The organism is Cellulomonas sp. ACRRI (genome assembly GCF_022346185.1).
Taxonomy (GTDB): Bacteria; Actinomycetota; Actinomycetes; order Actinomycetales; family Cellulomonadaceae; genus Cellulomonas.
In genome coordinates this window covers 59,106-81,111 of sequence record NZ_JAKRMS010000004.1, presented here as the reverse complement: position 1 = coordinate 81,111, position 22,006 = coordinate 59,106, and the positions used below count along the sequence as shown (strand labels likewise).

The following is a 22,006-nucleotide window of genomic DNA, read 5'->3' as shown; positions in this document are numbered from 1 at the left end:
AGGCCGGGTCTGCTGCACGGATAGGTGACAGCGGTTCTCAGGCGGCGAGTGCGACCTGAGTGGTCATGATCGTCTCGTACTCGATGGGTGTCAGGCGTCCGAGGCGGACCTGGCGTCGGCGGCGGTGGTAGGTCCGTTCGATCCAGGTGATGATCGCCAGGCGCAGCTCGTGGCGGGTGGCCCACCTGCGCCGGTCCAGGACGTTCTTCTGCAGCAGCGAGAAGAACGATTCCATCGCGGCGTTGTCGCCGGCGGAGGCGACCTGACCCATCGACCCGAGAAGGTCATGGCGGCGCAGCTCGGCCAGGAACTTCCGGGACCGGAACTGGCTGCCCCGGTCGGAGTGGACCGTGCAGCCGGCGACGTCGCCCGCCGCGGCGGGCGACCGCGGAAGCCAGGGCGTCGACCGCGAGGCGGGACTTAATCCGGTCGCTGATCGAGTACCCCACGATCCGGTTCGAGTACACGTCCTTGATCGCGCACAGGTAGAGCTTGCCCTCGGCGGTGGGGTGCTCGGTGATGTCGGTCAGCCACAACTCGTTCGGGCCGGTGGCGGTGAAGTCGCGGCGCACGAGGTCGTCGTGGGCCGGCGTGCCGGACCGCTTGCCGTTCTTGCCCCGCTTCTTGCCGAACACCGACCACCAGGCGTTGTCCCGGCAGATCCGCCAGACCGTCCGGTCGCACGCCCGGTGGCCGGCCTCGCGGGCCTCGTCACCGAGCAGGCGGTGGCCGAACTCGGGGTCGTCGCGGTGGGCGTCGAACGACGCGTTCGCCAAGCACGCCTGCTCGAGGTCGTGGTCGGTGAACGGGGCCGCTAACCACCGGTAGTAGGGCTGTCTTGCGAGCTTCAGGACCCGGCACGTCACCGCGACGGCAACCCCGTCAGCGGCGAGCTCACGCACGAGCGGGTAGATCATTTTCCCGGCAGATGCGCCTGGGCGAAGTAGGCCGCAGCGCGACGCAGGACCTCGTTCTCCTGCTCGAGCAACCGGACCCGCTTGCGGGCCTCGCGCAGCTCGGCCGACTCGCTGGCAGTGGTCCCGGGGCGATTGCCGTCCTCGACGTCGGCAGCCTGCAGCCAGTTCCGCAGGCAGGACTCGGAGATCCCAAAGTCCCTCGCGATCTGCTTGATCGGAGCATCCCCGCGGCGGGCCACAGCCACGACGTCGTCTCGGAACTCCTTGGGATGGGGTCTGGGCACGTTCGACATCCTCTCAGCGGTGCCTCCCGGCACCACAGATCAGGTGTCACCTATCCGTGCAGCAGACCCGCCGGCCGACGCATCGCCTGGGTTGTCGCGCCGGACACCACGACGAGATACAGCTCCGACGCCTGCAGGCGGGTGAGAAGTAGCGTCGCGTCCTGTCGCACCTGTATTGCCGACGACTGAGGCAACGGAATCGGTCATTGGCCTGGCCAAGGCGAGCCGCTGAAACGGGCCCCAGATGTCTACGGACTCACTGGGGCTGCTTCGTTTCACGGGCAGAGCGGGCAGGTCCTCAAGGGCGGAGTAGAGGCCGGCGCCGACCTCCTGTTCATCGATCCGCGTAGCCCATCTGTGCCCCGTCCCATGCCGGCGGTCATGACCCGCGCGCCTTGGGGACCTTCGCGCCTGGCGCGCTCGACGTGATTGCTCGCCTCGCCACCGGCGTCTACGCCGGTCAGGTGACGGATTCCGTGTCGACGGCAGTCCCCGCCTACGGTGCTGGTGTGCGTTTCGTTCCCACTCTCGCGCCTCCCGCGCTCCCGCTGCCAGCAAGCACACCTGCCGCAGCGAAGAACACCCTCGGGACAGACTCCAGCGCGGTGTCGGATTGCGTGGACACCCCCGACGCCGTGCGTTGCTGACGGACGCCCGATCAAGACCACCAGCAGATCATGACGGCCACACGACACCAAGACACCTGGTACGGACACGGGCACTCGGAACTGCGCTACAGCCCGCTGGGATGCTTCGGCTGGATCGGCGCCCTGCTCCTGGGCTTCCTGCTCGCCACGCCACTCGCGATGACGGCGTTCACCCTCGGTGAATGGTCGTGGAACTGGGCGCTCATCCTATGGGTGTCGCTTGTCTCCGCAGTCGTCGCCGTTGTGCTCCGCATCAACCAGAAGACCACGACACATCGGGTCTTCTGGTGTCCGCGCTGCGGAGTCGTCACCGATCCCGCTTTCCCGATCTGTCGCTCGTGCGGTCGGGTGAAGAGATGAGCAATCCGCATACGTTCGAGGGCCTGCGTGCCGCTCGGAGTCACAGGTCGGCGCATCGCTCGGTGTGGAGCTAGGGCATGACGGTCGAGCTGCTGCGAGCGATCGGCTACGTCGCCGGGCAACTGATCGCGTTGCTGTCCGCGATGACGGTGGGTGTCTACATCACAGCGCGCGCCTGGCGCTCAGACGCGCGACGTGCGCGCTGGAGTGAGCACGGCCTGTCCGCGACCGAACTCGCCGAGCTGCATCCCCTGACGTTCCTCGCGGTGGTCTCGGCGTCCAACCGACCAGACGCCGCTCGCCTTGCCGAAGGACTCGGCCGCGGGTGGACGCGCACCAAACGGACCTTGGTGGCCATTCCGTGGACGGTCACTGCTTTCATCGCAGGGCTGGCCTTGACGTACGCGTGCCGTCACCTCACCGCGACCGGCCTGACATTCGTTTGGGCGGCCACGATGATCACGCTCGCAGCGATCGCTGGCGGTCTCTGGGTCGGCCTCGGGTGCATGTTCCTGTACGACTACCTGCTGGTTCGGATCTCGCCCTTGCGTGGAGCAGACATCGCGGTCGGGATCGCGCTAGCGCTCAAGCCGGTTCCCCAGGGCGGCTCTCGGCATCTTCGCCGTTCGAGTCGCGCGCGCGCGAGCCAGCGCGTGACCGATGCCTTCAGCCGGCTGAAGCTGCCGATGGCGGAGGTCGTCGCACGGGAGCGTCGCGCCCTTGATGACGCGGGCTGGGCGGAGTTTCAGGAGATGTCCGCGCGACTCCTCGGGCGCGTGTACGAGGGCGACTTCGTTGGACATCGCACCACCGAAGAGCCGAGCCAGGGGCGGCGAACCGGATGGAAGGCGCTCTGGACAGTGGTGGTCGCGCTCGGAGCGATCCCGGTCGCGATCAGCCAGCTGCACGAGATCGTGGTGGCGATTGCGGACCTCGGCGCGCAGTTCCCCTGATGACCATGCAGGGTCTGCAATCGCCTCACATCGCGAATGGTGGCAGCGTGCAGTCGATCGAACGCACTTGGCACAATGGCATCGGTGCATGCTCACCGCCGGAGCCGCCCTGCTCGCGATGCGCGAGCTACCACCCTGGATGCAAACCGGGAGACCGCGTGACCACACCATGGGCTTGGAAGGTCACTCAACGACCTCTGAACATGCGATGGCTTGACGAGGGCGGAAGGTGACGGACGGCAGGCTTCAGGGGAGGTTCTGGCTGCCGGGCCGGCACGACCAAGCAGTCGGCGGGTGGCTCGACCTGTGCGGAAGGTGGCCGCACGTCGAGCTCGCGGACCCTCGAACCGACATCAAACTCGTCGTGTCCGGCGACGGCGGCTACATCCGCAGCTCCACCGGCCGCTGACTGGTAGACAGACCTGTCGGGTTGAGACGAGTGGCCTGCCCCAGCATCCCAGCGCACCCGCGTCGGGGACATCAGCGGAGCACGACGGCCGCCACCGCAGGGATGAGGCCGACCACCCCGAAAACCACGGACGATCGGCGCCTGTACCTGGGAGAGCGAAGAAACGCTACGCATGCGACCACCAGCACGATCCCCGAAAGCACAAATGCGAAACCAGGAAACGTCTGCCTGTCACCGAAGAAGCTGATCGCGGAAAGCATCAGTGCCGCGAGCGAAGTCAGACCGCACGCCGCCCTAGATCTTACCCCTCTATCACGGACGCCGGTGTCGCGAAGCACCTCGAGCGCGCTCTCGGTCGGCATGGGACCAGGATTTCCGATGAATGCCATGGAATAGACCCCCTTGTCTAGCGATTTCGTAGATGGTAGCGTGATTGTCGCAATGGCGCAACTCATACAGGGGGCATTATGCGTAGTTTCAAACGACAACTCGCCGTGATCGGTGTGCTCGTCGTCGGGATTGCCGGAGCGGCGATCCCTGCCGCGGCAGATGACTCAGGCGGGTTCTCGGGGCAGGGTCTGCCTGCTGACTCCGTGCTCGTCGACACATCGCTCGGCCTGCCGGTCTCGGTGGAAATCTCGGGCGGTGAGTCCGCCAGCGATCTGCAGATGCAGGCAGAGGAGCGGGCTGCTTACGTGACACGAGACCTCGAGGAGGCGGATATCGCGGTCCTTCATGGCGTCGGGCCGCGCATCATGACCTGGGACGTCGATGCAGACGCGATCACCTCCGTCCGCTACCGGAACGAGTCTGCGATCACGCCGTTCTACCTCGCTCCCGGACTCGGGTGCACCGACAGCGGGAACAACAAGTCGTGCATCATCCGGAGCTCGGGCTCCAATCGGAGCCTGACGGGCACGAACGACGTGACGAGCCCGTCGTGGTCGTCAACGAACTCCACGCTGTTCGCCGGCCCCCGCAACATCCAGTCCGAGGTCTGCGCCGGGTCGGGCCCGGGAAACTGTCAGGGCCTTCCTGCGGACTACTACATGCAGTTCGCTGGTAGCGGCGAGACGATCTACCGCGTGAAGCACTTCTGACCGAATATCTATGACCAGCGCCTCACCCGTCAGGGGTGGGGCGCTGGTCGTTTGGCTCTTGCGACTGACCCCGCTGCGGTACTCGGTGGGGGGGTCCGAGCACGTACACGTTCGACCGCTACGCGAATCACGGGACGAGCACCGCACGAGGTGCCGACCCTCCGAACGTGGGCGACGAGCCGGACCCCGTGGCCGACATCCATGGTGGCCGGACGTGACCGTTGATCAAGCCAGAGCAGACGAAGGCACGTGCTGACACGTCGCCGCAGTGCGACCAGTGCGCATGCAACCGGGCCATCGTCCGCGGGCGAATCGATACACCGCGGACCTGTCCGACGAAGGAGCACACCTCGGCACCGCACCGTCCGCAGCCGGCACACCACGGACTCGGTCAGCGCATGGGCGCGAACGAGTGAACTGTCCACTCGGCTTCCGCCAGTCGGGCCTCCCGTGTCGTAGCGACCAACTATAGTCGACGCGTACGCGGAACCGGAGAGGAGTGGTGGCGATGGCTGAGATCACGGCAACGAAGCCAGCGAACCTGTCGAACTACGACATCGCTCAGTACGCAGAGCGCATCGCGCGCCACCACGACGTGTACGACGCGAACGGCTACGCCGACCTGCAGTCGCTGCTGAGCAGCCTCGGCGGTTCGATCACGTATGCAGACAGCGCCGAGTCTCTCGTTGTCAACGGACCGGGCGACTTCGTGGTGCGCCTGCCCCACTTCACGTCGAACGCTCGCGACCGGTTCACCATCGCGCACGAGCTGGGGCACTACTTCCTGCACTACCGCTTGCCGAAGGTCGAAGGCCCTCGCCGCTACGGCCGCGGGCAGCGCAACCGCGCCGAGACTGAAGCCAACGTCTTCGCCTCCACGCTGCTCATGCCAGCGAAGGAGTTCAAGAAGGTCTGGTCCCGTTCCGATGGTGACGAATGGAAGGTTGCCCGGCACTTCGAAGTATCACCCCTGGCCGCTACCGTGCGTGCTGAGGTACTCGGCCTGGCATGAGTCCGTCGGAAGGCCGGCAAGTCAGCGGCATCTCGCGCTTGTTCCTTTCGTGCGACCTGATCGGCTCGACTGCATACAAGCAGCGGCGGAGCCATCACCCGCAGGCCCCATGGCAGAAGGTGTTCCTCCAGTTCTACTGGGAGTTCCCGCAACAGTTGCGACTCCTGCAGTCAGATAAGGCCCACCGCGACGCACGCAACCTGCAGTTCACGCTGTGGAAGGCCGTCGGCGACGAGTTGCTGTTCACGTGCGATGTTCGCTGCGAGACGGACGTGTACGCCGCGGTCCGACTGTGGGTAGCAACGATGCAGGAGTACGCCAGCAAGAGCTTGAGCGACAAGCTGATCGCCGCCGGCGACGGAGCACGGCTCGGGGTCAAGGGCGGCGCGTTCATCGCGACGTTCCCGGGTCCAGACAGCGAGTCAAGCATTCCCCGACGCCCGGACATCGACCGTACTGGCCGGGATGTCGTCGACCTGAACAACGACGCACTGAGCGGTACCCGTAACCCGGACGACTACCTCTACGACTACTTCGGGCCGAGTATCGACACCGGGTTCCGACTGTTCCACGAGAGCAAGAGCCGGTATTTCACCCTGTCGGTGGAGGTCGCGTACGTCCTGGCGACCCTCCATGTGGCGCGCGGGCGCCGGAGGAGGGCCTCGGACGATCTCGTTCTGCGTCTAGGGGCCGAGCTCAAAGGCGTCTGGGGCGGGCGGACCTATCCCGTTTTCGCGCTCGACTTGGAGTCTGAGGACCACATTCACCGTGCGTTCGCGGTGTTCGAACCTCCTCGGGACGGAGTTGCCCGGGTCCTGGACCTGTGTCGTGCGTGCTACCACAGCGCGAACTGGCCGTTCCACGTCTACCTGCCCGAAGCGAGGCGGAACAGCCCCTTCCTGCTCCCGCCGATCGACCCGCTCGCTGGGTACGTCGGCCAGTCGGAAGTCGACCCGATCCACGACGACCCCCCACGGCCGGAGAGCCTGGACGAGGAAGCCAGTCCGCTGCAGTAGCCCTCGACAGCGACACCTCGGCGAACGTCACCCGATTGCCCGCTCGAAGCGTCCCCTCCGTGCAACCTGAGGCACCTACTCTGGTTGCGCCTGTGCGGTCGGCGACCGCGGAGGTTCAGCAGGGGTGCCGACCAGGTAGGACACGAATGTCGATCGATGAGTTGCCCGCTCCGGAAGCGATCTCAGAGCTGCGCAGGGCGCGCGAGGCCGTACGTGAGGTTCTCGATGGTGACGCGCCCATGACCTTCGAGGCGGTCGCGGAGGCTATGGAACAGCACGGGTTCGGGGAGTACGACACCCGGCTTGCGATCGCATCCGCCCGCGGTCGGTATGTCTCCGGAAACGTGGAGTTCTCTCGGTGACCGGCAACAACAGTGCGCTCGACGGCGAGGTTCAGCTCACCGGAGTGGCGTCAAAGACGACTGATCGGGTTCGACGAGCCAGTGGCGGGACAAGGGCTGCGGGCGACTCCCGGAGCGAAGCTGCCCGCGACAAGGACCGTGTTCTGTACTCGTGGCACTGGCGCAGGCTCGGTGGCGTCACCCAGGTGGTGTCACCCTTCGACGACGTCCGGCTGCTCCACAACCGGCTCACGCACTCGGAGAAGGTCGCCCAGGTTTCGCGCAGCATCGCGGTCGAGCTCCTGAACGACCCTGGTAACCGCGCCCTGATGGCCGGCCTTGGCGGCTTCGACGTGGACGTCTGCGAAGCCGCGGCCATGGCGCATGACATCGGCCACCCACCGTTCGGACACATCGGCGAGACCCTGCTCGACGAGTTGGCGCGCGAGAAGCTCGATTTGGTTGACGGCTTCGAAGGCAACGCACAGACGTTCCGGATCGTCGCGATCGGTCGCATGCGCAGCCTGAACTACGAGGGTCTTGACCTCACGGCAGCAACTCTCGCAGCGGTGGCGAAGTACCCGTGGGCCCGGCGTCGGACTCTCGACAAGAAGAACCACAAGACGGCATTGAAGTCCGACCCGGACTACCGTCGCGAGTGGCGGAAGTTCAGCGCGTACGATTCCGAGAAGCCGCTGCTCGATTGGGCTCGCTCGTTCACCGGTGCTTTGAGCGTCAACACGCAGACGCTCGAAGCGTCGGTGATGGACGTTGCGGACGACATCACCTACGCCGTTCACGACCTGGAGGACTTCTACTTCGCGAAGCGCCTCGACGTCGCGGCCGTGCGCGACGACCTTCGCAGGTGCGCGAAGGGTCAGACAGACCCCGTGTTCGCCCGACTCGCAGATCGACTTCGCATGGACTACGCCTCGTGGTTCGATTCTGCGTTGTTCATTGAGGCGCTGGTCGAGGTCGAGAGCGTCCTGGCGGGCTACTTGTCAGACCGTGCCCGCTCCGCCGTCGATCTGCGCGAGGCGCTCGCTCGAAGCGGTGTCTCGGACTTGATCGGCCGCTTTATCTCGAGCGTGGTCATCTCGGCCACGCCCTTGTGGGTCAACGGCCCTCACATCGGGCTGAGCCGGCCGCAGTGGCATCAGGTGCAGGTGCTCAAGGAGATCACCAAGCGCTACGTGATCGACGGCGCCGAACTCGCCCTGCTGCAACGCGGGCAGGAGCACGTGCTGGGTGGCCTCGTGGACATGTTGCACTCGTGGACGCAGAATGACCCGTCTCGACTGCCCCCGCGCCTCGCAGCGGAGATCAAGCTCGCGACCACGCAGGGAGGGGCCAAGTACGAACAGGAGTACTACGCCCATCTCGCACAGCGTGAGCCTGGCGACGACTTCATGGACCCTGCGCCCCGCGGGGAGCCGAACCGGGCCATCGTCGACTACATCTGTAGCCTGAGCGACGCAAAGTGCATGGCGCTGTATCAGAAGCTCAGCGGTCAGCGAGTTCACCGGGCGGGCATCGAGTTCGGATTCTGAGGTTTGCGCGCTGGCTCGACGGTGCCATGGCGCCGCTACTCGTGAGTCGGTTCGGCAGGGCGTGCGACGTCGACGTATCTCCGATGCACCTGACCGCCGGACACAGATCGTCCCAGTTCAGGGGCTTGGTGGCCTAAACGCTCAGGTGCGAGGCGTACGCCCGCGCGATGTCGTCGTCGGCCGACGACGTCGTCAGCGCAATGACCGGTATATCGGCTCGACGGCGGTGACCCTGGCCTTGTCGGTGCTGTCGGCGTGTCCCGGCCCGGACCTGATGCGTGGGGCTGCGTGTTGGTCGCGGTGAGACGACGACCCACCGGCCCGACGCTCTGCCGGCGCGCTGCTCCCGGAGAGCGTTGCCTGACAACGATCGTGATTCGCTCGCCTCTACTGGTGCGAGAAGACAGCCGGCGCTGCCTATAAGCGATGCCAGCCCTTGCTTGACTTCCCTGATGCACCGCGCACGCGTGGTGCTCCTGACCGTCGCTCGGCGGCTGCTCGCCTGCCTTGTCCTTCAACCGTGTTCGAGAACTACTTCCATGCAGGATCCCTCGACTTCCCTCCTCACGTCCTTGATCACCACGGAGAGCGGCGAGACTCGGGGTCAGTCACCGTGACGATGATGGGTCGGCGAGTGGCCCGCCCAGCGAACTACGTCGTCGCGGCGATCGCTGCGGTGGCGGCCGCGAAGACGGCGATAACAGGCATGTTCACGGGCAGGGGCTGTCCGTGCCCGTATGCATGGAGCGTTCGCCCTGCATGGGCTAACGGTGTTGGCGGCGCGGGGCTTCGCCGCCGCCGGTGTGTCTAGCGGGCCACCGCCCACGGTCATGCCGCTATCGCCTGGTCGATCAGCAGCCCAGCGACCGAAGGCGGGCGTGCTGCACTGGTGGTGTCGTCCTTGGGGCGGCTACCGCCGCCGGACGACACGACGATCACAACGACCACGACTGCGACGGCGATGACGGCGACGATCGACAACGCCAGGATCGTGTTCCGGTTCAGCAGGGCCTCGTCGTGTGCGGGTTCATGGTCCCGCTGGCGGGGGGCGGGGTTCACGTCGGTCCTTCCTTGGTGTCGCGCCCTCGGGATCGGGGTGCGCCGGCAGGTGCCTGCAAGCCGGCACCGAGCGCGCCGAGCGCGAGGACCACCGCAATGGTCATGGGGGCGTTGCTGAGGCGATCGGCAAGGGTGAGCGTCGTGCGCAGTGGAAGACGCGCAGACTGGGTGTCGGCGGTGAACAGCGCGGTGCGGTCCAGCACGGTGCCGTCGGGGGCGACGATCGCACTGACGCCGACGGTGGACGCCTGGATCGTGGCGCGGCCGTGCTCGACCGCACGCAGCCGGGACATCGCGAGCTGCTGCGTCGACTGCGCGGTGCGTCCGAACGAAGCGTTGTTCGTCGGGACCACGAGCAGCTCGGCCCCGCGCCGGACGGCGTCGCGCACCACGTCGTCGTACGCGACCTCGAAGCAGATCACGGTCGCCATCGGGACGTCGCGGCCCAGCCGGTCGACGGGAACGCGAAGGACCGCAGGCTCCTCCCCCGCCACCATGTCCACCGGGACCCGGTCAACCTCGGAGGAGAACAGCCGGACGAACGAGCGCAGCGGCACGTACTCACCGAACGGCGCCGGACGCTGCTTGGTATAGGACGAGAGGAAGCCCCGCTCGGGGTCCCAGACCAGGACGTCGTTGAACCGCGCGTCCGGCCGGTACCGCATCGCACCGACCAGCACCGGGACGCCCACCGCGTCGGCCGCGTCCTGCACCGCGGCGCGGGTCCGGACATCGGTCCGGGGGTCGACGTCAGTGGCGTTCTCCGGCCACACGACGACGTCGAGCTGCGTACCGGCCGCGGCGAGGTCCCGGGTCCCGGCGACGTGGTTGTCCAGGACCCGGCGCGCCCGGTCGGGTACGCCGTCATCCGGGACGTCGCCCTGGACCACCCCGACGGCGATCACGCCGCTCTCCGCCCGCGAGGGCAGCGGGATCAACGGGCCGGCGGCGAGCGCGAGCCCGGCGAGGAGCGCGAGCGGCGTCAGCGCCCGGACCCGTGCACGGGTCGTGTCGAACGGTGCTGCGAGGGCGTAGCCGACCAGGGCGACCACGAACGAGACCCCCGGCGCTCCGCCGACCGACGCTAGGGCGAGCAGCGGGCCGTCCACCTGGGAGAACGCGAGCCGCCCCCAGGGAAAGCCGCCGAACGGGACGACCGACCGCAGCTGCTCGCCGGCGACCCACACGGACGCAAACGTCAGACCCAGCAGCGTCGGTCGCCCCCGCAGCCACGGCGCCCGTGAAGCGAACGACCACGCGGCCCCGACGACCGCGACGACCAGCGCCTGCAGCACCGCCAGCGCGATCCAGGCGACCGGCCCTGCGGCCTCGGATGCCCAGACCACGTGCGGGACGAAGAAGGCGGCACCCCACACCGACCACAGCAGCGCGGTGACGAACGCCCCACGGCCGCGGGAGACGAGCACGAGGGCCGTGACGCCGACGAACGCGAGCGGCCACCACCCGAGGTCAGGGAACGCCGCGGCGGTGAGCGCGCCACCCCAGCCGGCCACGACGACCCGCAGCACCGGCCGGGTCCGCCCCTCCGTCGCCAGAGCCACCCGCGGGCTCGGCACGTCCAGCAGGAGCGAGGAGGACACGGGTGGCACGACTCCCGGGACGAGAGAGGGGGTGAGTGGCCCCCGCGGCGGCAGTGCCTGGGTCCGTGGGACGCCGCCGCGGGGTCTCCTCAACGTAAGCAGGCCGGAACACCCCGATCCACCGGAACCGGTTGAGGTTCGATGAAAAGTGCGGGCGCGCCCCCGCCGGCGGGCGATGCCTGCAGCCGCGACATGTGCCTGGCGAGCGCTCATCCACTCGTCAAGCTTTGGCACCGCCGCGATCGCCGGCTCTGGCGCGAAGCGCCCTAACCCGGTCGGCGACCTCACGGCCCTTCCACCGCACCGTCCAAGCCGGTGCATCCGGCACGCGCGTCGCGCGGCCCGTCGAGGAACTCGCGCTCGTCGTTCGACGCCACGGTGACTGCGCTGACCCGCAGCCTCAGCTCGTCGCGCGCCGCCGCCGGCATCCGCTCGCGCTCGGCTCTGGCGATCTCGCCACGCGTGTTCGCGCCCAGTCCCTTGCCCTCCCACTTCGGGGCCTCGGTGACCGTCAGCCGTAGCGGTGCTCGACATCGTTCATGATCCGCTACGACCGGGCCCAGTCGCGGAGCAGGTCAGCCCTCGCCCCTCCCTCGCGCACCAGGTTCAGCACGACGTGCACCTGGTCGTTGCCGTTCGCCGAGACCACGTGCGACTCGTCAACGACCGGCACCGCGCTCAGTCGACACCCTTGTCGGCGAGCCGCATCGCCGCGACCTAGTCCGCCGCGACCTTGGTCTACGTCTCGTCGCTCAGCCCCTTTCGACCGACGCCGCCGAGGTGGACACGTAGTAGACGTGCCCGAGCACCCGCTCGGCAGTGCGCTGCTTTGCGCTGCCGCTGTTCGCCCCACCTCGACTTATGCACCAGTACCTTCGTGCCGAGCACCTTGCGCGGCAGGTCCAGGCAGTCGCGATCGCCACCGCGTCGTCGAGGCTCAGGTCGCGATCGTGCGACACCGCACCCACCACGGAGTCGTGACCGGCGAGCGCGTGCGTTCGCCGTCGCGGCCGGGAGCACGACGGGCTTGTCCCGCGCGGCTCATGCGCACGAGGGCGGGGTGCGGTGGTCCCCGTGGCGGCCGAGCGCTCGGATCCATCGAGAGGGCCGCCACGGGGTGCGTCCAACGTAAGCGCCTGGGATCCCGAGTTCGGCCGCCGCCGGTTGAGGTTCGATGAAGATCCGTGGCCGGGCGTCCTCCATGGTTACTGATAGACGAAGTTGCTGAAGTAGACGTCGACGACTTCGCCCTCGTACACCTCGGTCAGCTGAGCGGCGAGCTCGCGCTTGAGCGCATTCCTGCCCTCAGGCGTGCTGATCTCCTCGACGGGCCGCTGCGAGAACAGCGCAATCGCGAGGTCGAGCGCCTTGACCGTGTCCACGTCCTCGGCGACCTCGGCGGTCAGCTGTAGTCCTAGCCCGAGACGCAGGTAGCGACCGCCCGCAAGGTTGATGCTGATCGGCTCAACCGCCTGGACGGTACCGAGCTCGACCTTCATTGGCTCGGCCTCCGACGCTGCACCGGGCCGAAGAAGGAACCAGCCGGCTCCGGCCGCAACAACAAGCGCCCCGACGACCACCAGCCCACGCCTGCCTCGCTTCTTCGGTACAGGCGCGGGCTCCGGCTCTGTGTGGGTCGACGACGAGCGCTGGCCACCGATCTTGTTGCTGGACCCGACGATCCGTTGTTCGGGCATCCGCCCCTCCTCGCTGGTTCGCACCTCGTGTCGTGCAGCGACTGGATCGTCCGGTAGGCGGCTATCGGTGAGCGCCTGCTGATGAAGATCCGGCTAAGCCCGGCTCGACGTCACGGCTCGCGGCGCTCGTGATCGTCGTTCGACGCCCCGAGGTTCCGCCGCCGCAGACGCAGAGCTACGAAGACGAGCACGCCGACCGCTGCGGCGATCGCGATGAGGACCCCGATCGATGTCGGTCCCCACCGCCAAGTGACCTGCTCCTCCTGAGCCTCGCTCGGCGCCGCGGCGGAGTCGACGGTCTCCTCGGTGCTCGGAGCGGTGGTCTCCTCGATCGGCCCCGGCTCCGGGTGGGTCGATCCGCCGGCCGTCTCTTCCACCCCGGTGTCGGTCGCGGCCGTGAACGTGAGCTCGCCGGACAGTGGGTGCCCATCGGCGGACGTGACCCGCCACTGGATGACGTAGGCACCTGCCGGTCGAGCCGCGGCGAGGGTCTGGATGACGGCGGTGTCGGCGACCGTCGTCACACCCTCGCTCACGGTCGCCCCGTCGGGCCCGACGACAGCGACCTCCGTGCCGAGCGCCTGCGGCGGTTCGTTGAAGGTCAGCGTGACGGCGTCGGGCGCGACGTCGACGGTGGCGCCGTCCGCGGGGTCCGACCCGGTCATGCCGGAGTGCGCCGACGCCGGGGCCACGGACAGGGCCAGGGCACCGGCGGCCAGCACAGGGACGAGCAGCAGGCGGGACAGCAGGGACCGGCGCGGACTCGGCGCGGGGGCGTGGGACATGTCGGACCTCTCGGGTGGTGCGGATGCTGGTGGAGGTGGTTCGGAACGCGGACCCGGCGGGACGGGTGGGCGTCAGGTGGGGCGACGGTCGCGCTCGGCGAGCCCCGCCAGGTAGGCGTTGTAGGCGTCGAGCTCGGCGTCGCCGTCCCGGTCGGCGCGGCGGTCGCGCAGGGCCGTGCTGTCCGTCTCCTCGCGGTGCCAGCGCGACAGCACGATCAGCAGCACGATCAGGGTGGGCAGCTCGCCGTAGGACCAGGCCAGGGCTCCGGCGGTCTGCTGGTCGCCGACCAGGTCGACGCCCCAGCCCGCAGGCGGGTGCCCGAACGCGGCGACGACGGGTGTGGTCGCCATCATGAGCACGACGCCGAAGAACGCGTGCAGGGGCATCTCGACCGCGACGTCCAGCGCGCGACCCGCGTGCCCCTGGCGTCTCGGCAGCGGGTCGCGCGAGAGCACCGGTGCCGCGAACAGCACGCCCGCCACGAGCAGGGCGACCTCGAGGGCGGTGTGCCCGGTCCACGAGGACAGGACCACGCCGGCCGCGTCGGTCAGGTACAGGCCGTAGAAGGCGAGCAGGAACAGCGGCACGGTGACCGCCGGGTGCAGGGCTGCGCCCGCGACCGGTGACCGCAGCGCACGGCGCGCTGAGATCAGGAGCACGCGCCCCGGCCCGCGGTGCGGAGCCGTGTGCAGCAGCAGCGTGCCCGGGCGGCCGAGCACCAGCAGGGGCGCGACGAACATCATGAGCGTGAGCTGCTGGAACATGAACACGGAGAACATCTCGTACCCGTACCCCTCGACACCGGCCCCGGTGACGACCAGCAGCACGACGCAACCGCCCAGGAACGCCAGCGTCCGGCTGAAGGGCCACCGCCGGCCCCGCCTGTGACGCCGGGCGACGCCCACCACGTAGGCGGCGCCGAGCAGGACGGCGACCACCGGCAGCACCGGGACCGGCTGGATCCACGGCGCGAGATAGGTCGCCAGGCTCGGGGGCGCGGTCGGGATCAGGGCCGGGCCGGAGAAGTCGGCGGGCAACATCACGCGTCGCCTGCTGGTCTCACGGTGCACCGGCTTCGTCGACGACGTCACCGACCACGGCGTCCAGGGTGGAGTCTTCGGCGAGCCCGACGATACGGGCGGCGACGCGCCCCTGACGGTCGAGGACGACGGTGGTGGGGACGGCCTGCAGGGGGACGGTCCCTGACAGGGCGCTCACCGCGGTGCCGGTCGAGTCGTCGATCGACGGGTACGGGATGTCGAAGGTGCGCTCGAACGCCAGTGCCGCGCCGGCGGCGTCCTCGACGTTGATCCCCAGCAGCCGCACTCCCTCGTCCGCGCGGTCTCGAGCGAGCGCCGCGAGGGTCGGTGCCTCAGCGCGGCACGGCGGGCAGGCTGCGTACCAGGTGTTGAGCACGACGACGTCGCCGGCCCAGTCCGCGGTGTCGACCTGGTCGCCCTGGTAGGTGGTGCCGGTGACGGCCACGGCTTCGCCCCGCTCGTCGCGCTCCCACGTCTGGACGCTGCCGTCGCCGGAGACGTACCCCTGGTCGGGGACGGTCGCGCCCGTCGTCGACGACGGGCTGCAGGCGGCGAGGGCCAGCACCGCGGTCGCGATCAGCCCCGCGGCGCGGCATGTGCCGCGCACGCCGTTCACCTCCCCAGCAGCGGTGCCGGGTCGACGGTGGAGCCGTTGACGTAGACCTCGAAGTGCAGGTGGCACGCCCCGGACAACCCGGTGTTGCCGGAGTAGCCGATGAGATCGCCCTGCCGGACCTGCTGGCCCGCGGAGACGACGGACCGGGTCATGTGGTTGGAGCTGCTCATCATGGGCTGCCCGTTCACGGTGCCGTAGTTGAGCATCACCTGGTTGCCGAACCCGTTGCGCCACTGCGCCCACTGCACGGTCGCGTCGCGGGGCGCGTAGAGCGGGGTGTTGCAGTAGGTGCGCAGGTCGATCCCGGCGTGCAGGCGGGTGTAACCCAGGATCGGGTGCAGCCGCATCCCGTAGTTCGAGGTGACGTACATCGGGTTGATCGAGGTGGGGTTGGCGAAGATCGCCCCGGACCCCGACGAGGGCGGAGGAGGGGCTGCGGGACCGGGCGCCGCGGGCTGGTTCGCCGCCGCCGCGGCCTCGGCCTGCCGGCGCTGCTCGGCGATGATCCCCGCGAGCTCGCTCTCCAGCGCGCCGCGTTCACGCTCCGCCTGCGCCTGCTCGGCCTCGGCCTGCGCCTTCATGCCGGCCAGCCGCTGCTGGCTCGCTCGCTGATCGGTGATCAACTGCTCGATCTCCTGCTCGCGGGTGGCCGCCGCTGCTCGGGCCTGGTCCGCGACGGCGACCTCCTCGTCCGCCTCGACCTTGAGGTCGGCGATCCGGTCGGTGACCGCGACGAGCCGGGCCTCGGCCTGGCGGGCTTCCCCGGCGAGCTGCGCCAGCTCGTCGACCATCTCCGACTGAGCCCGTTGAGCGGCGGCGGCGGCCTGGTAGCGGCGGTTGAAGTCGTCCAGGTCCTGGGCGTCCAGGACCACGGCGAGGGGGGACACCTCGCCGCCGTTCTGGTAAGCCTGGCGCGCCAGCTGCCCGACGCTGGCCCGCACCTCCTCGCCGCGGGTGGCGGACTCGGCGACCTGCGCGGTGATGCGCTCCTGCTGCTCGGTGGCGTCCGTGAGCCGGGCCTGGACGAGCGCCGCCCGGCGCTCGGCACCGGCCAGCTCGTCCTGCGCGGCCTTCAGCTCGGCCTGCGCGGCCGGGAGCCGGGCCTCGGTCGCCGCGAGATCGCTGACCGCCTGCGCGAGGTCGGCGGAAAGCCCCTCGACCGACGCCTGCAGGTCGTCGGAGCGCTGCTGCGCGGCGTCCGCGCGTTCCTGCGCGGCCCGGCGCCGGTCGTCCAGGTCGTCGGCGGAACCGGTGACCGGGGCGACCGAGACCAGCACGGCGGCGGCGACCAGCGTGGCGATCAGGCGCCTCCAGGCGCGGACGGGACGGAGGGCGGGGCGCATGCGGGATTCCTGTCGTGGGGCACGAGGGCGCGACCACCGTAGGTCGGGGCGCCACAGCGCGACCGCGGCGCGGGCGCGCCTTCAGCGTTCCTTCATCTGGGGCTCGCCGCGGCGCTCCGGCTGCGTCGGACCGGGAGTCGGAGGGTGAACGTCGCGCCCTGCCCGGTGCCGGGGCTGGCGGCGTCCAGCGAGCCGTCGTGGGCCTCGGCGAATGCCTTGCTCACGGTCAGCCCGATCCCTGACCCGCCGTGGTCGCGGTCCCGGGCGGCGTCGGCACGGTAGAACCGGTCGAACACGTGGGACAGGTGCTCCGCAGCGATGCCGTCCCCGGTGTCGTGCACCGCGATGGCCACGGCGTCGCGCTCGGCGCGCACGCGCACGACGACGGCTGCCCCGCGGTCGCTGTGCCGCAACGCGTTGTCGAGGAGATTCGCCAGGACCTGCCCGATCCGGTCACGGTCGACGCTGACGGCGGGGACCCGGACCGCTGCGTCGACCTGCAGGTAGACGCCCTTGGTGGCGAACGCGGGGTTCGCGGCCGCGGCCGCCGCCCGCACCAGGTCCTCGGGTGCGGCGTCGGCGAGCCGCAGGGGCAGGCGTCGCTCCTCGGCCAGCGAGACCGCCGAGACGTCCTCGGCGAGCCGGCTGAGGCGGTCGACCTGGTCGCGCAGCACCTGCAGCGTCGCCGCGTCCGGATCCCGCAGTCCGTCCTCGATCGAGTCGACGTATACGGTCAAGGTCGCCAGCGGCGTGCGCAGCTCGTGCGCCAGGTCCGCCAGGAGCCGGCGGCGGGTGCCGTCGACGTGCTCGAGACGCTCGGACATCGCGTTCATCGCGGTCGCGACATCGTCGAACTCGGCGCCCAGACCCGGCACCGGGACCCGGCGGTCGTACACCCCACGGGCCACGCTCCCGGCCGCGGTGACGATCGGCTGCAGCGAGCGGGTCACCCGGCCGGCGATCCAGATGCTCAGGGCCGACGACACGAGAAGGGCCAGCAGCAGGGCAGCCGCGAGCGAGACGCTCCCGGCCGTGCCGAACGCGGCCTCGGCGTGCTCGGTCGCGTCGTCGGACGCGTCCTCGTTGTGCTGGAGCAGGTTCTCGTGGAAGATCCCCGGCCCGATCACCCACGCGACCGCGCCGGCGGTCGCGACGGTGACCACGATGACCGCCCAGAGCGCGACGCTCAGCCGGAGGGCGACGCCCCACCGGCGCCAGGGCGCGCGACTCATCCGTCGCCCAGCTGGTAGCCGATGCCGCGCACGGTCCGCACGAACCGCTGGGTGGCGGCGTCGTCGCCGAGCTTGCGGCGCAGGTGTAGCACGTGCACGTCGATCAGGCTCTCGTCACCGAACCAGTTCTCCCCGCGCAGCGCCTCGATCAGCGCCCGCCGTGTCATCGCGGTTCCGGCGTTGTCGAGCAGGCACGCCAGCAGGTCGAACTCGGTCGGCGTCAGATCGACCGTGGCCCCCGCCAGCGTCACCTCGCGGCTGCGCAGGTCCGCCACCAGGGCTCCCACCTCGCGGGTGGGCGGGGCGAGCGGCCCGGGGGTGCGGGCGCGACGCAGCAGCGTGCGGACCCGCGCCAGGAGCTCACGCGGCCGGAACGGCTTGGTCATGTAGTCGTCCGCCCCGGAGCGCAGCCCCTGCAGCACCTCGGTCTCATCGGCGCGGGCGGTGAGCATCACGACGTAGGCGTCGGAGAACTCCCGCAGCTGCCGGCAGACCTCGATGCCGTCGACCGTAGGCAGCCCGAGGTCGAGGACGACGACGTGCGGGGCGATCGACCGGGCCGCCTCCAGCGCGCGGGCTCCGTCCCCGACCACGGCCACGTCGTACCCGTCGGCCCGCAGGTAGTCGCCGATGACGGCGGCGAGCACGCTCTCGTCCTCGACGACCAGGACGCGCACGCGGTCCGTCTCAGTGGGCATGGTCCACCGTCGCACGCGCCGGTTCCCGATCCGTGCCGAGGCGGCAGCGAACCACCTCGGCCTTCATCGGAACTTCACCGCGCGGGCAGCCGCGACGAGCGCGCGCACCGAGCGCAGGTCCGCCCAGCGCGGCACCTCGGAGCGGTACCGCGCGTACTGTTCGCCGAACCGCGCGTTGAGCGCCATCTCCTCGGCGGCGATCTGCCCGGTGGTCAGCACCCCGACGAACCCGGCGACCGGTACCAGCGCGACGGCGGACCGGCGGGCCACGGCGTGCGCGAGCAGCGCGGCGGCCATGCCCAGGTACATGGGGTTCCGGCTGACCCGGTTGGCGCCGGAGACCACCAGGACGCTGACCGCCGCCGGGGCGGTGGGGTCGACGGTCGTGCGGCCGCGCCGGAACCGGACCAGGGCGTCGCCGAGCAGGCAGGCCGCCGCGGCGGCGGGGAGCGCGGCCGCGGCGAGCGAGCCGGGCGTGGGCCGCGTGCGCCGGGAGACCGCGATCTGGAGCGCGCCGGCGGCCGCGGTGACGGCCACCGGTGGGAGTGCGGGCGCGGTCAGGAGGCTCACGCGTGCCCCAGGTGCTCGTGCGTGCGGTGCGACGCCGGCTCGATCTGGAACGTCGAGTGCTCGACCGAGATCGGGAAGTGCGTGGCCAGGCAGTCCTGGAGCTGGTCGAGGATGCGGGCGGTGTGCCCGTCGGAGAAGCACTCGTCGTCGACCGTCAGGTGCGCGGTGACCACCGGCAGCCCGGTGGCGACCAGGCTCGCGTGCAGGTCGTGCACGGCCCGGACGTGCTCGACGCCGAGCAGGTGCTCCCGCACCGCGTCCAGGTCGAGCCCGGGCGGGGTGGACTCCAGCAGCACCGCGCTGGTCTCCCGCAGCAGCTTGAACGCACGGGGGACGATCAGCGCCCCGATGAGCAGGCCCGCGACGGCGTCGGCCTGGTACCAGCCCGTGGTCGCGATGACGATCGCCGCGACGATCACGCCGACCGAGCCGAGCGCGTCGTTCAGGACCTCGAGGAACGCCGCGCGCAGGTTGAAGTTCGCCTTCCGGCCGCCCGCCAGCACCGCGATCGCCGCCACGTTCGCGACCAGGCCGATGACGCCGAACACGATCAGCTCGGTCGAGGGCACCTCGGGCGGCGCGAACAGCCGCCGGACGCCCTCCACCAGCACGTACCCGCCGACGGCCAGCAGCACCGCGGACTGCGCCAGGGCGCCCAGCACCTCGGCGCGGCGGTAGCCCCAGGTCCGCCGCGAGGTCGCGGGCTTCAGCGCCAGGTGCGCGGCGACCAGCGCCATCGCCAGCCCGGCGGCGTCGGTCAGCATGTGCGCGGTGTCCACGAGCAGCGCGAGGCTGCCGGTGAGCACCGCGCCCACGGCCTGGGCGACCAGCACGGTCGAGGTCAGGCCGAAGGCGATCGCGAGCCGGCGCCGGTGGTCGGCGGGGGCGCCGGCCCCCGCGGGCGCGTGGTCGTGGTGGTGGCTCACCGCTCGTCCCCCGTCACGTGCGCGCAGGAGTCGGGGCTCGAGCCGCCGTGCAGCAGGTTCTCCGCCGCGCCGACCAGCGTCGCCAGCCGGCCGGGGTCGGCGATCGCGTAGATCGAGGACCGCCCGCGCTGCCGCACCGTGACCAGTCCGCAGTCCCGCAGGCACGCGAGGTGCACGCTCACCGTGGACTGGGCGAGGCCGAGGTGGTCGGTGAGCTCGCGCACCGAGTGCTCCCCCGTGAACAGGTGCCGCAGCATCGTCAGCCGCGCCGGCTCGCCCAGCGCCCGGAACAGCGCGGCGGTCGGCGCCGTGAGCGCGGCGTCGTCCGCGGAACGGGCGTCGTTCTCATTATCGACCACGGGGGATGTCATCGTCACGTGGCGATGCTACGGGCTAGGGGCAGTCTCCGACCAGGACCATCGGGAGTCTTCATCGAATCTCAATCTCCGTCGGCGGATGGGCACCACGGGCTCGCCTAGCGTGCGATGCCATGAGGACCGACGCCGCCGCCGCGAACGCCCCGACACCGCTGAGCCCGCGCATGCGCAGCGCGCTGATCGCGGGCGCTCTGGTGGTGGTCGCGATCACCGTCGTGCTGGTCTACGCGCTCGCCACCGGGCCGCGCGGGCTGGCGCCGGAGCAGCAGGACGGTGCGCTGCCTGCGACCCGCACCGACTCGCACGTGCTGGACGAGGCGGGGCCGGACGCACCGACGCTGGTCGAGTTCATGGACTTCGAGTGCGAGGCGTGCGGCGCCTTCTACCCCGTCGTGGAGCAGATCCGCGAGCAGTACGCCGGGCGGATCAACTACGTCATCCGCTACTTCCCGATCGCGAGCCACGCCAACGCGATGAACGCGGCGCTGGCCGTCGAGGCTGCCGCGCAGCAGGGCCAGGTCGAGGACATGTACCACCGGATGTTCGAGACCCAGGCCGAGTGGGGCGAGCAGCAGACCTCGCAGGCGGACCTGTTCCGCTCGTTCGCCGAGGACCTCGGTCTCGACCTGGCCGCCTACGACGACGCGATCGCGGACCCCTCGACCCAGGAGCGGGTCCAGCAGGATCTCGACGACGGGCAGGCGCTCGGCGTGCAGGGCACCCCGACGTTCTTCCTCGATGGTGAGCGCCTCGAGCTGAGCAGCGTCCAGGACCTGACCAACGCCCTGGACCGCGCCCTCGACGCGTCGGGCAGCGCGTGACCGCGGTCGCCACGACGCCCGGCACCGTGCTGTTCGAGCCCCGTGCGGCCGAACGGCGGCGCGCGATCGCGGTGACCGCACTGGCCGCCATCGGGCTCGCCGCGGCGATCGCCCTGCTCCTCGAGCGGTTCGCGATCCTCGAGGACCCCACCCACGTCCCGAGCTGCACGCTGAACCCGATCCTGTCCTGCACCTCGGTGATGGCGTCGGACCAGGCGTCGGTGTTCGGGTTCCCCAACCCGCTGATCGGCGTCGTGGGCTTCACCGTGGTCCTGACCGCGGGTGCGAGCATGCTCAGCGGCGCCCGCCTCGGGGAGTGGTTCTGGCTCGGCCTGCAGGCCGGCGTGACCTTCGGCGTGGTCTTCGTGCACTGGCTGGCGTTCCAGAGCCTCTACCGGATCGGTGCCCTGTGCCCGTACTGCCTGGTCGTGTGGGCCGTCATGATCCCGCTGTTCTTGTCGGTCACGCTGCGCAACCTCCAGCGCTGGCAGCTGTCCCTGCCGCGACCCGCCCGGTCGGCGCTCGCCGTCGCGGTGGACTACCGCTCGACCATCCTCACCGTCTGGTACCTCGCGATCGCCCTGCTCGCGGTCCAGCGGTTCTGGTCGTACTGGTCGACCCTCGTGCCGTGAGCCGACCGCCGGATCGCCC

Annotated in this window: 22 protein-coding genes and 1 pseudogene; 9 read left to right on the top strand and 14 right to left on the bottom strand. The window is 70.1% G+C overall.

What is annotated here, in order from left to right; translation table 11 throughout:
- Positions 1 to 37 precede the first annotated feature (37 nt).
- Positions 38 to 1,201, bottom strand: a pseudogene (locus tag MHY85_RS02295) (IS3 family transposase).
- A gap of 677 nt (positions 1,202 to 1,878) precedes the next feature.
- Here MHY85_RS02295 and MHY85_RS02290 point away from each other — a divergent pair.
- The 7 genes from MHY85_RS02290 to MHY85_RS02260 all read left to right on the top strand — a co-directional run bounded on the left by MHY85_RS02290 (position 1,879) and on the right by MHY85_RS02260 (position 8,589).
- Positions 1,879 to 2,208, top strand: coding sequence for a hypothetical protein (locus MHY85_RS02290; protein ID WP_239192597.1), 330 nt, complete (start codon positions 1,879 to 1,881; stop codon positions 2,206 to 2,208).
- Positions 2,209 to 2,285: 77 nt separating this feature from the next.
- Entirely contained in the window at positions 2,286 to 3,161 is an 876-nt protein-coding gene (locus MHY85_RS02285) for a hypothetical protein (RefSeq protein WP_239192594.1), read from the top strand.
- Between the two features lie 903 nt (positions 3,162 to 4,064).
- A complete protein-coding gene (locus tag MHY85_RS02280) occupies positions 4,065 to 4,670 on the top strand; it encodes a hypothetical protein (protein ID WP_239192592.1) in 606 nt (201 codons plus the stop codon).
- A gap of 508 nt (positions 4,671 to 5,178) precedes the next feature.
- Positions 5,179 to 5,682 (top strand): ImmA/IrrE family metallo-endopeptidase, encoded by a 504-nt coding sequence (locus MHY85_RS02275; RefSeq protein ID WP_239192589.1) that lies wholly within the window; start codon positions 5,179 to 5,181, stop codon positions 5,680 to 5,682.
- Between the two features lie 119 nt (positions 5,683 to 5,801).
- Positions 5,802 to 6,698: a hypothetical protein gene (locus MHY85_RS02270; RefSeq protein WP_239192587.1), complete on the top strand. Its 897-nt coding sequence runs from the start codon at positions 5,802 to 5,804 to the stop codon at positions 6,696 to 6,698.
- Between the two features lie 146 nt (positions 6,699 to 6,844).
- Entirely contained in the window at positions 6,845 to 7,060 is a 216-nt protein-coding gene (locus tag MHY85_RS02265; RefSeq protein ID WP_239192585.1) for a hypothetical protein, read from the top strand.
- Complete coding sequence (locus MHY85_RS02260; RefSeq protein WP_239192583.1) at positions 7,057 to 8,589, top strand: deoxyguanosinetriphosphate triphosphohydrolase family protein; 1,533 nt, start codon at positions 7,057 to 7,059, stop codon at positions 8,587 to 8,589. The genes MHY85_RS02265 and MHY85_RS02260 overlap by 4 nt, the downstream gene beginning before the upstream one ends.
- An 828-nt stretch (positions 8,590 to 9,417) precedes the next feature.
- Here MHY85_RS02260 and MHY85_RS02255 read toward each other — a convergent pair.
- The 13 genes from MHY85_RS02255 to MHY85_RS02200 all read right to left on the bottom strand — a co-directional run bounded on the left by MHY85_RS02255 (position 9,418) and on the right by MHY85_RS02200 (position 20,528).
- A complete protein-coding gene (locus tag MHY85_RS02255) occupies positions 9,418 to 9,648 on the bottom strand; it encodes a hypothetical protein (protein WP_168430471.1) in 231 nt (76 codons plus the stop codon).
- Entirely contained in the window at positions 9,645 to 11,249 is a 1,605-nt protein-coding gene (lnt, locus tag MHY85_RS02250; protein ID WP_239192581.1) for an apolipoprotein N-acyltransferase, read from the bottom strand. The genes MHY85_RS02255 and lnt overlap by 4 nt, the downstream gene beginning before the upstream one ends.
- A gap of 547 nt (positions 11,250 to 11,796) precedes the next feature.
- Positions 11,797 to 11,922: a hypothetical protein gene (locus MHY85_RS21225; RefSeq protein WP_255731825.1), complete on the bottom strand. Its 126-nt coding sequence runs from the start codon at positions 11,920 to 11,922 to the stop codon at positions 11,797 to 11,799.
- A gap of 532 nt (positions 11,923 to 12,454) precedes the next feature.
- Positions 12,455 to 12,946, bottom strand: coding sequence for a flagellar basal body-associated protein FliL (fliL, locus tag MHY85_RS02245; RefSeq protein ID WP_146837615.1), 492 nt, complete (start codon positions 12,944 to 12,946; stop codon positions 12,455 to 12,457).
- A gap of 110 nt (positions 12,947 to 13,056) precedes the next feature.
- Positions 13,057 to 13,731, bottom strand: coding sequence for a copper resistance CopC family protein (locus MHY85_RS02240; RefSeq protein WP_239192579.1), 675 nt, complete (start codon positions 13,729 to 13,731; stop codon positions 13,057 to 13,059).
- Positions 13,732 to 13,803: 72 nt separating this feature from the next.
- Positions 13,804 to 14,772 carry a cytochrome c oxidase assembly protein gene (locus tag MHY85_RS02235; protein ID WP_239192577.1) on the bottom strand — a complete coding sequence of 323 codons (969 nt, stop codon included), beginning with the start codon at positions 14,770 to 14,772 and terminating at the stop codon, positions 13,804 to 13,806.
- A 19-nt stretch (positions 14,773 to 14,791) separates the two neighbouring features.
- Positions 14,792 to 15,379: a TlpA disulfide reductase family protein gene (locus tag MHY85_RS02230; protein ID WP_239192575.1), complete on the bottom strand. Its 588-nt coding sequence runs from the start codon at positions 15,377 to 15,379 to the stop codon at positions 14,792 to 14,794.
- A 5-nt stretch (positions 15,380 to 15,384) separates the two neighbouring features.
- Entirely contained in the window at positions 15,385 to 16,731 is a 1,347-nt protein-coding gene (locus MHY85_RS02225; protein WP_168430467.1) for a M23 family metallopeptidase, read from the bottom strand.
- A gap of 92 nt (positions 16,732 to 16,823) precedes the next feature.
- Positions 16,824 to 17,963: a cell wall metabolism sensor histidine kinase WalK gene (locus tag MHY85_RS02220; RefSeq protein WP_239192573.1), complete on the bottom strand. Its 1,140-nt coding sequence runs from the start codon at positions 17,961 to 17,963 to the stop codon at positions 16,824 to 16,826.
- Positions 17,960 to 18,661 carry a response regulator transcription factor gene (locus MHY85_RS02215; protein WP_210736828.1) on the bottom strand — a complete coding sequence of 234 codons (702 nt, stop codon included), beginning with the start codon at positions 18,659 to 18,661 and terminating at the stop codon, positions 17,960 to 17,962. Before MHY85_RS02215 ends, MHY85_RS02220 begins: the two co-directional genes overlap by 4 nt.
- 63 nt (positions 18,662 to 18,724) lie before the next feature.
- Positions 18,725 to 19,231, bottom strand: coding sequence for an isoprenylcysteine carboxylmethyltransferase family protein (locus MHY85_RS21610; protein ID WP_308191298.1), 507 nt, complete (start codon positions 19,229 to 19,231; stop codon positions 18,725 to 18,727).
- Positions 19,228 to 20,157, bottom strand: a complete 930-nt coding sequence (locus tag MHY85_RS02205; RefSeq protein WP_239192562.1) for a cation diffusion facilitator family transporter — start codon at positions 20,155 to 20,157, stop codon at positions 19,228 to 19,230. Before MHY85_RS02205 ends, MHY85_RS21610 begins: the two co-directional genes overlap by 4 nt.
- Positions 20,154 to 20,528, bottom strand: a complete 375-nt coding sequence (locus tag MHY85_RS02200; protein ID WP_239192638.1) for a helix-turn-helix transcriptional regulator — start codon at positions 20,526 to 20,528, stop codon at positions 20,154 to 20,156. The genes MHY85_RS02205 and MHY85_RS02200 overlap by 4 nt, the downstream gene beginning before the upstream one ends.
- A 119-nt stretch (positions 20,529 to 20,647) precedes the next feature.
- On the opposite strand from MHY85_RS02200, the gene MHY85_RS02195 reads away from it, so the two are divergent.
- Positions 20,648 to 21,355, top strand: coding sequence for a thioredoxin domain-containing protein (locus MHY85_RS02195; RefSeq protein WP_239192547.1), 708 nt, complete (start codon positions 20,648 to 20,650; stop codon positions 21,353 to 21,355).
- On the top strand, positions 21,352 to 21,987 hold the full coding sequence (locus MHY85_RS02190; RefSeq protein WP_239192544.1) for a vitamin K epoxide reductase family protein: 636 nt from the start codon (positions 21,352 to 21,354) through the stop codon (positions 21,985 to 21,987). Before MHY85_RS02195 ends, MHY85_RS02190 begins: the two co-directional genes overlap by 4 nt.
- The last annotated feature ends 19 nt before the right edge of the window (positions 21,988 to 22,006 follow it).

Bases quoted from the DNA above. Each gene is read 5' to 3' on its own strand.
- MHY85_RS02290 (WP_239192597.1), top strand. From the start codon at position 1,879: ATGACGGCCACACGACACCAAGACACCTGGTACGGACACGGGCACTCG.
- MHY85_RS02275 (WP_239192589.1), top strand. From the start codon at position 5,179: ATGGCTGAGATCACGGCAACGAAGCCAGCGAACCTGTCGAACTACGAC.
- MHY85_RS02265 (WP_239192585.1), top strand. From the start codon at position 6,845: ATGTCGATCGATGAGTTGCCCGCTCCGGAAGCGATCTCAGAGCTGCGC.
- fliL (WP_146837615.1), bottom strand. From the start codon at position 12,946: ATGCCCGAACAACGGATCGTCGGGTCCAGCAACAAGATCGGTGGCCAG.
- MHY85_RS02195 (WP_239192547.1), top strand. From the start codon at position 20,648: ATGAGGACCGACGCCGCCGCCGCGAACGCCCCGACACCGCTGAGCCCG.
- MHY85_RS02215 (WP_210736828.1), bottom strand. From the start codon at position 18,661: ATGCCCACTGAGACGGACCGCGTGCGCGTCCTGGTCGTCGAGGACGAG.
- MHY85_RS02240 (WP_239192579.1), bottom strand. From the start codon at position 13,731: ATGTCCCACGCCCCCGCGCCGAGTCCGCGCCGGTCCCTGCTGTCCCGC.
- MHY85_RS02220 (WP_239192573.1), bottom strand. From the start codon at position 17,963: ATGAGTCGCGCGCCCTGGCGCCGGTGGGGCGTCGCCCTCCGGCTGAGC.
- MHY85_RS02200 (WP_239192638.1), bottom strand. From the start codon at position 20,528: ATGACATCCCCCGTGGTCGATAATGAGAACGACGCCCGTTCCGCGGAC.
- MHY85_RS02225 (WP_168430467.1), bottom strand. From the start codon at position 16,731: ATGCGCCCCGCCCTCCGTCCCGTCCGCGCCTGGAGGCGCCTGATCGCC.
- MHY85_RS02285 (WP_239192594.1), top strand. From the start codon at position 2,286: ATGACGGTCGAGCTGCTGCGAGCGATCGGCTACGTCGCCGGGCAACTG.
- MHY85_RS02235 (WP_239192577.1), bottom strand. From the start codon at position 14,772: ATGTTGCCCGCCGACTTCTCCGGCCCGGCCCTGATCCCGACCGCGCCC.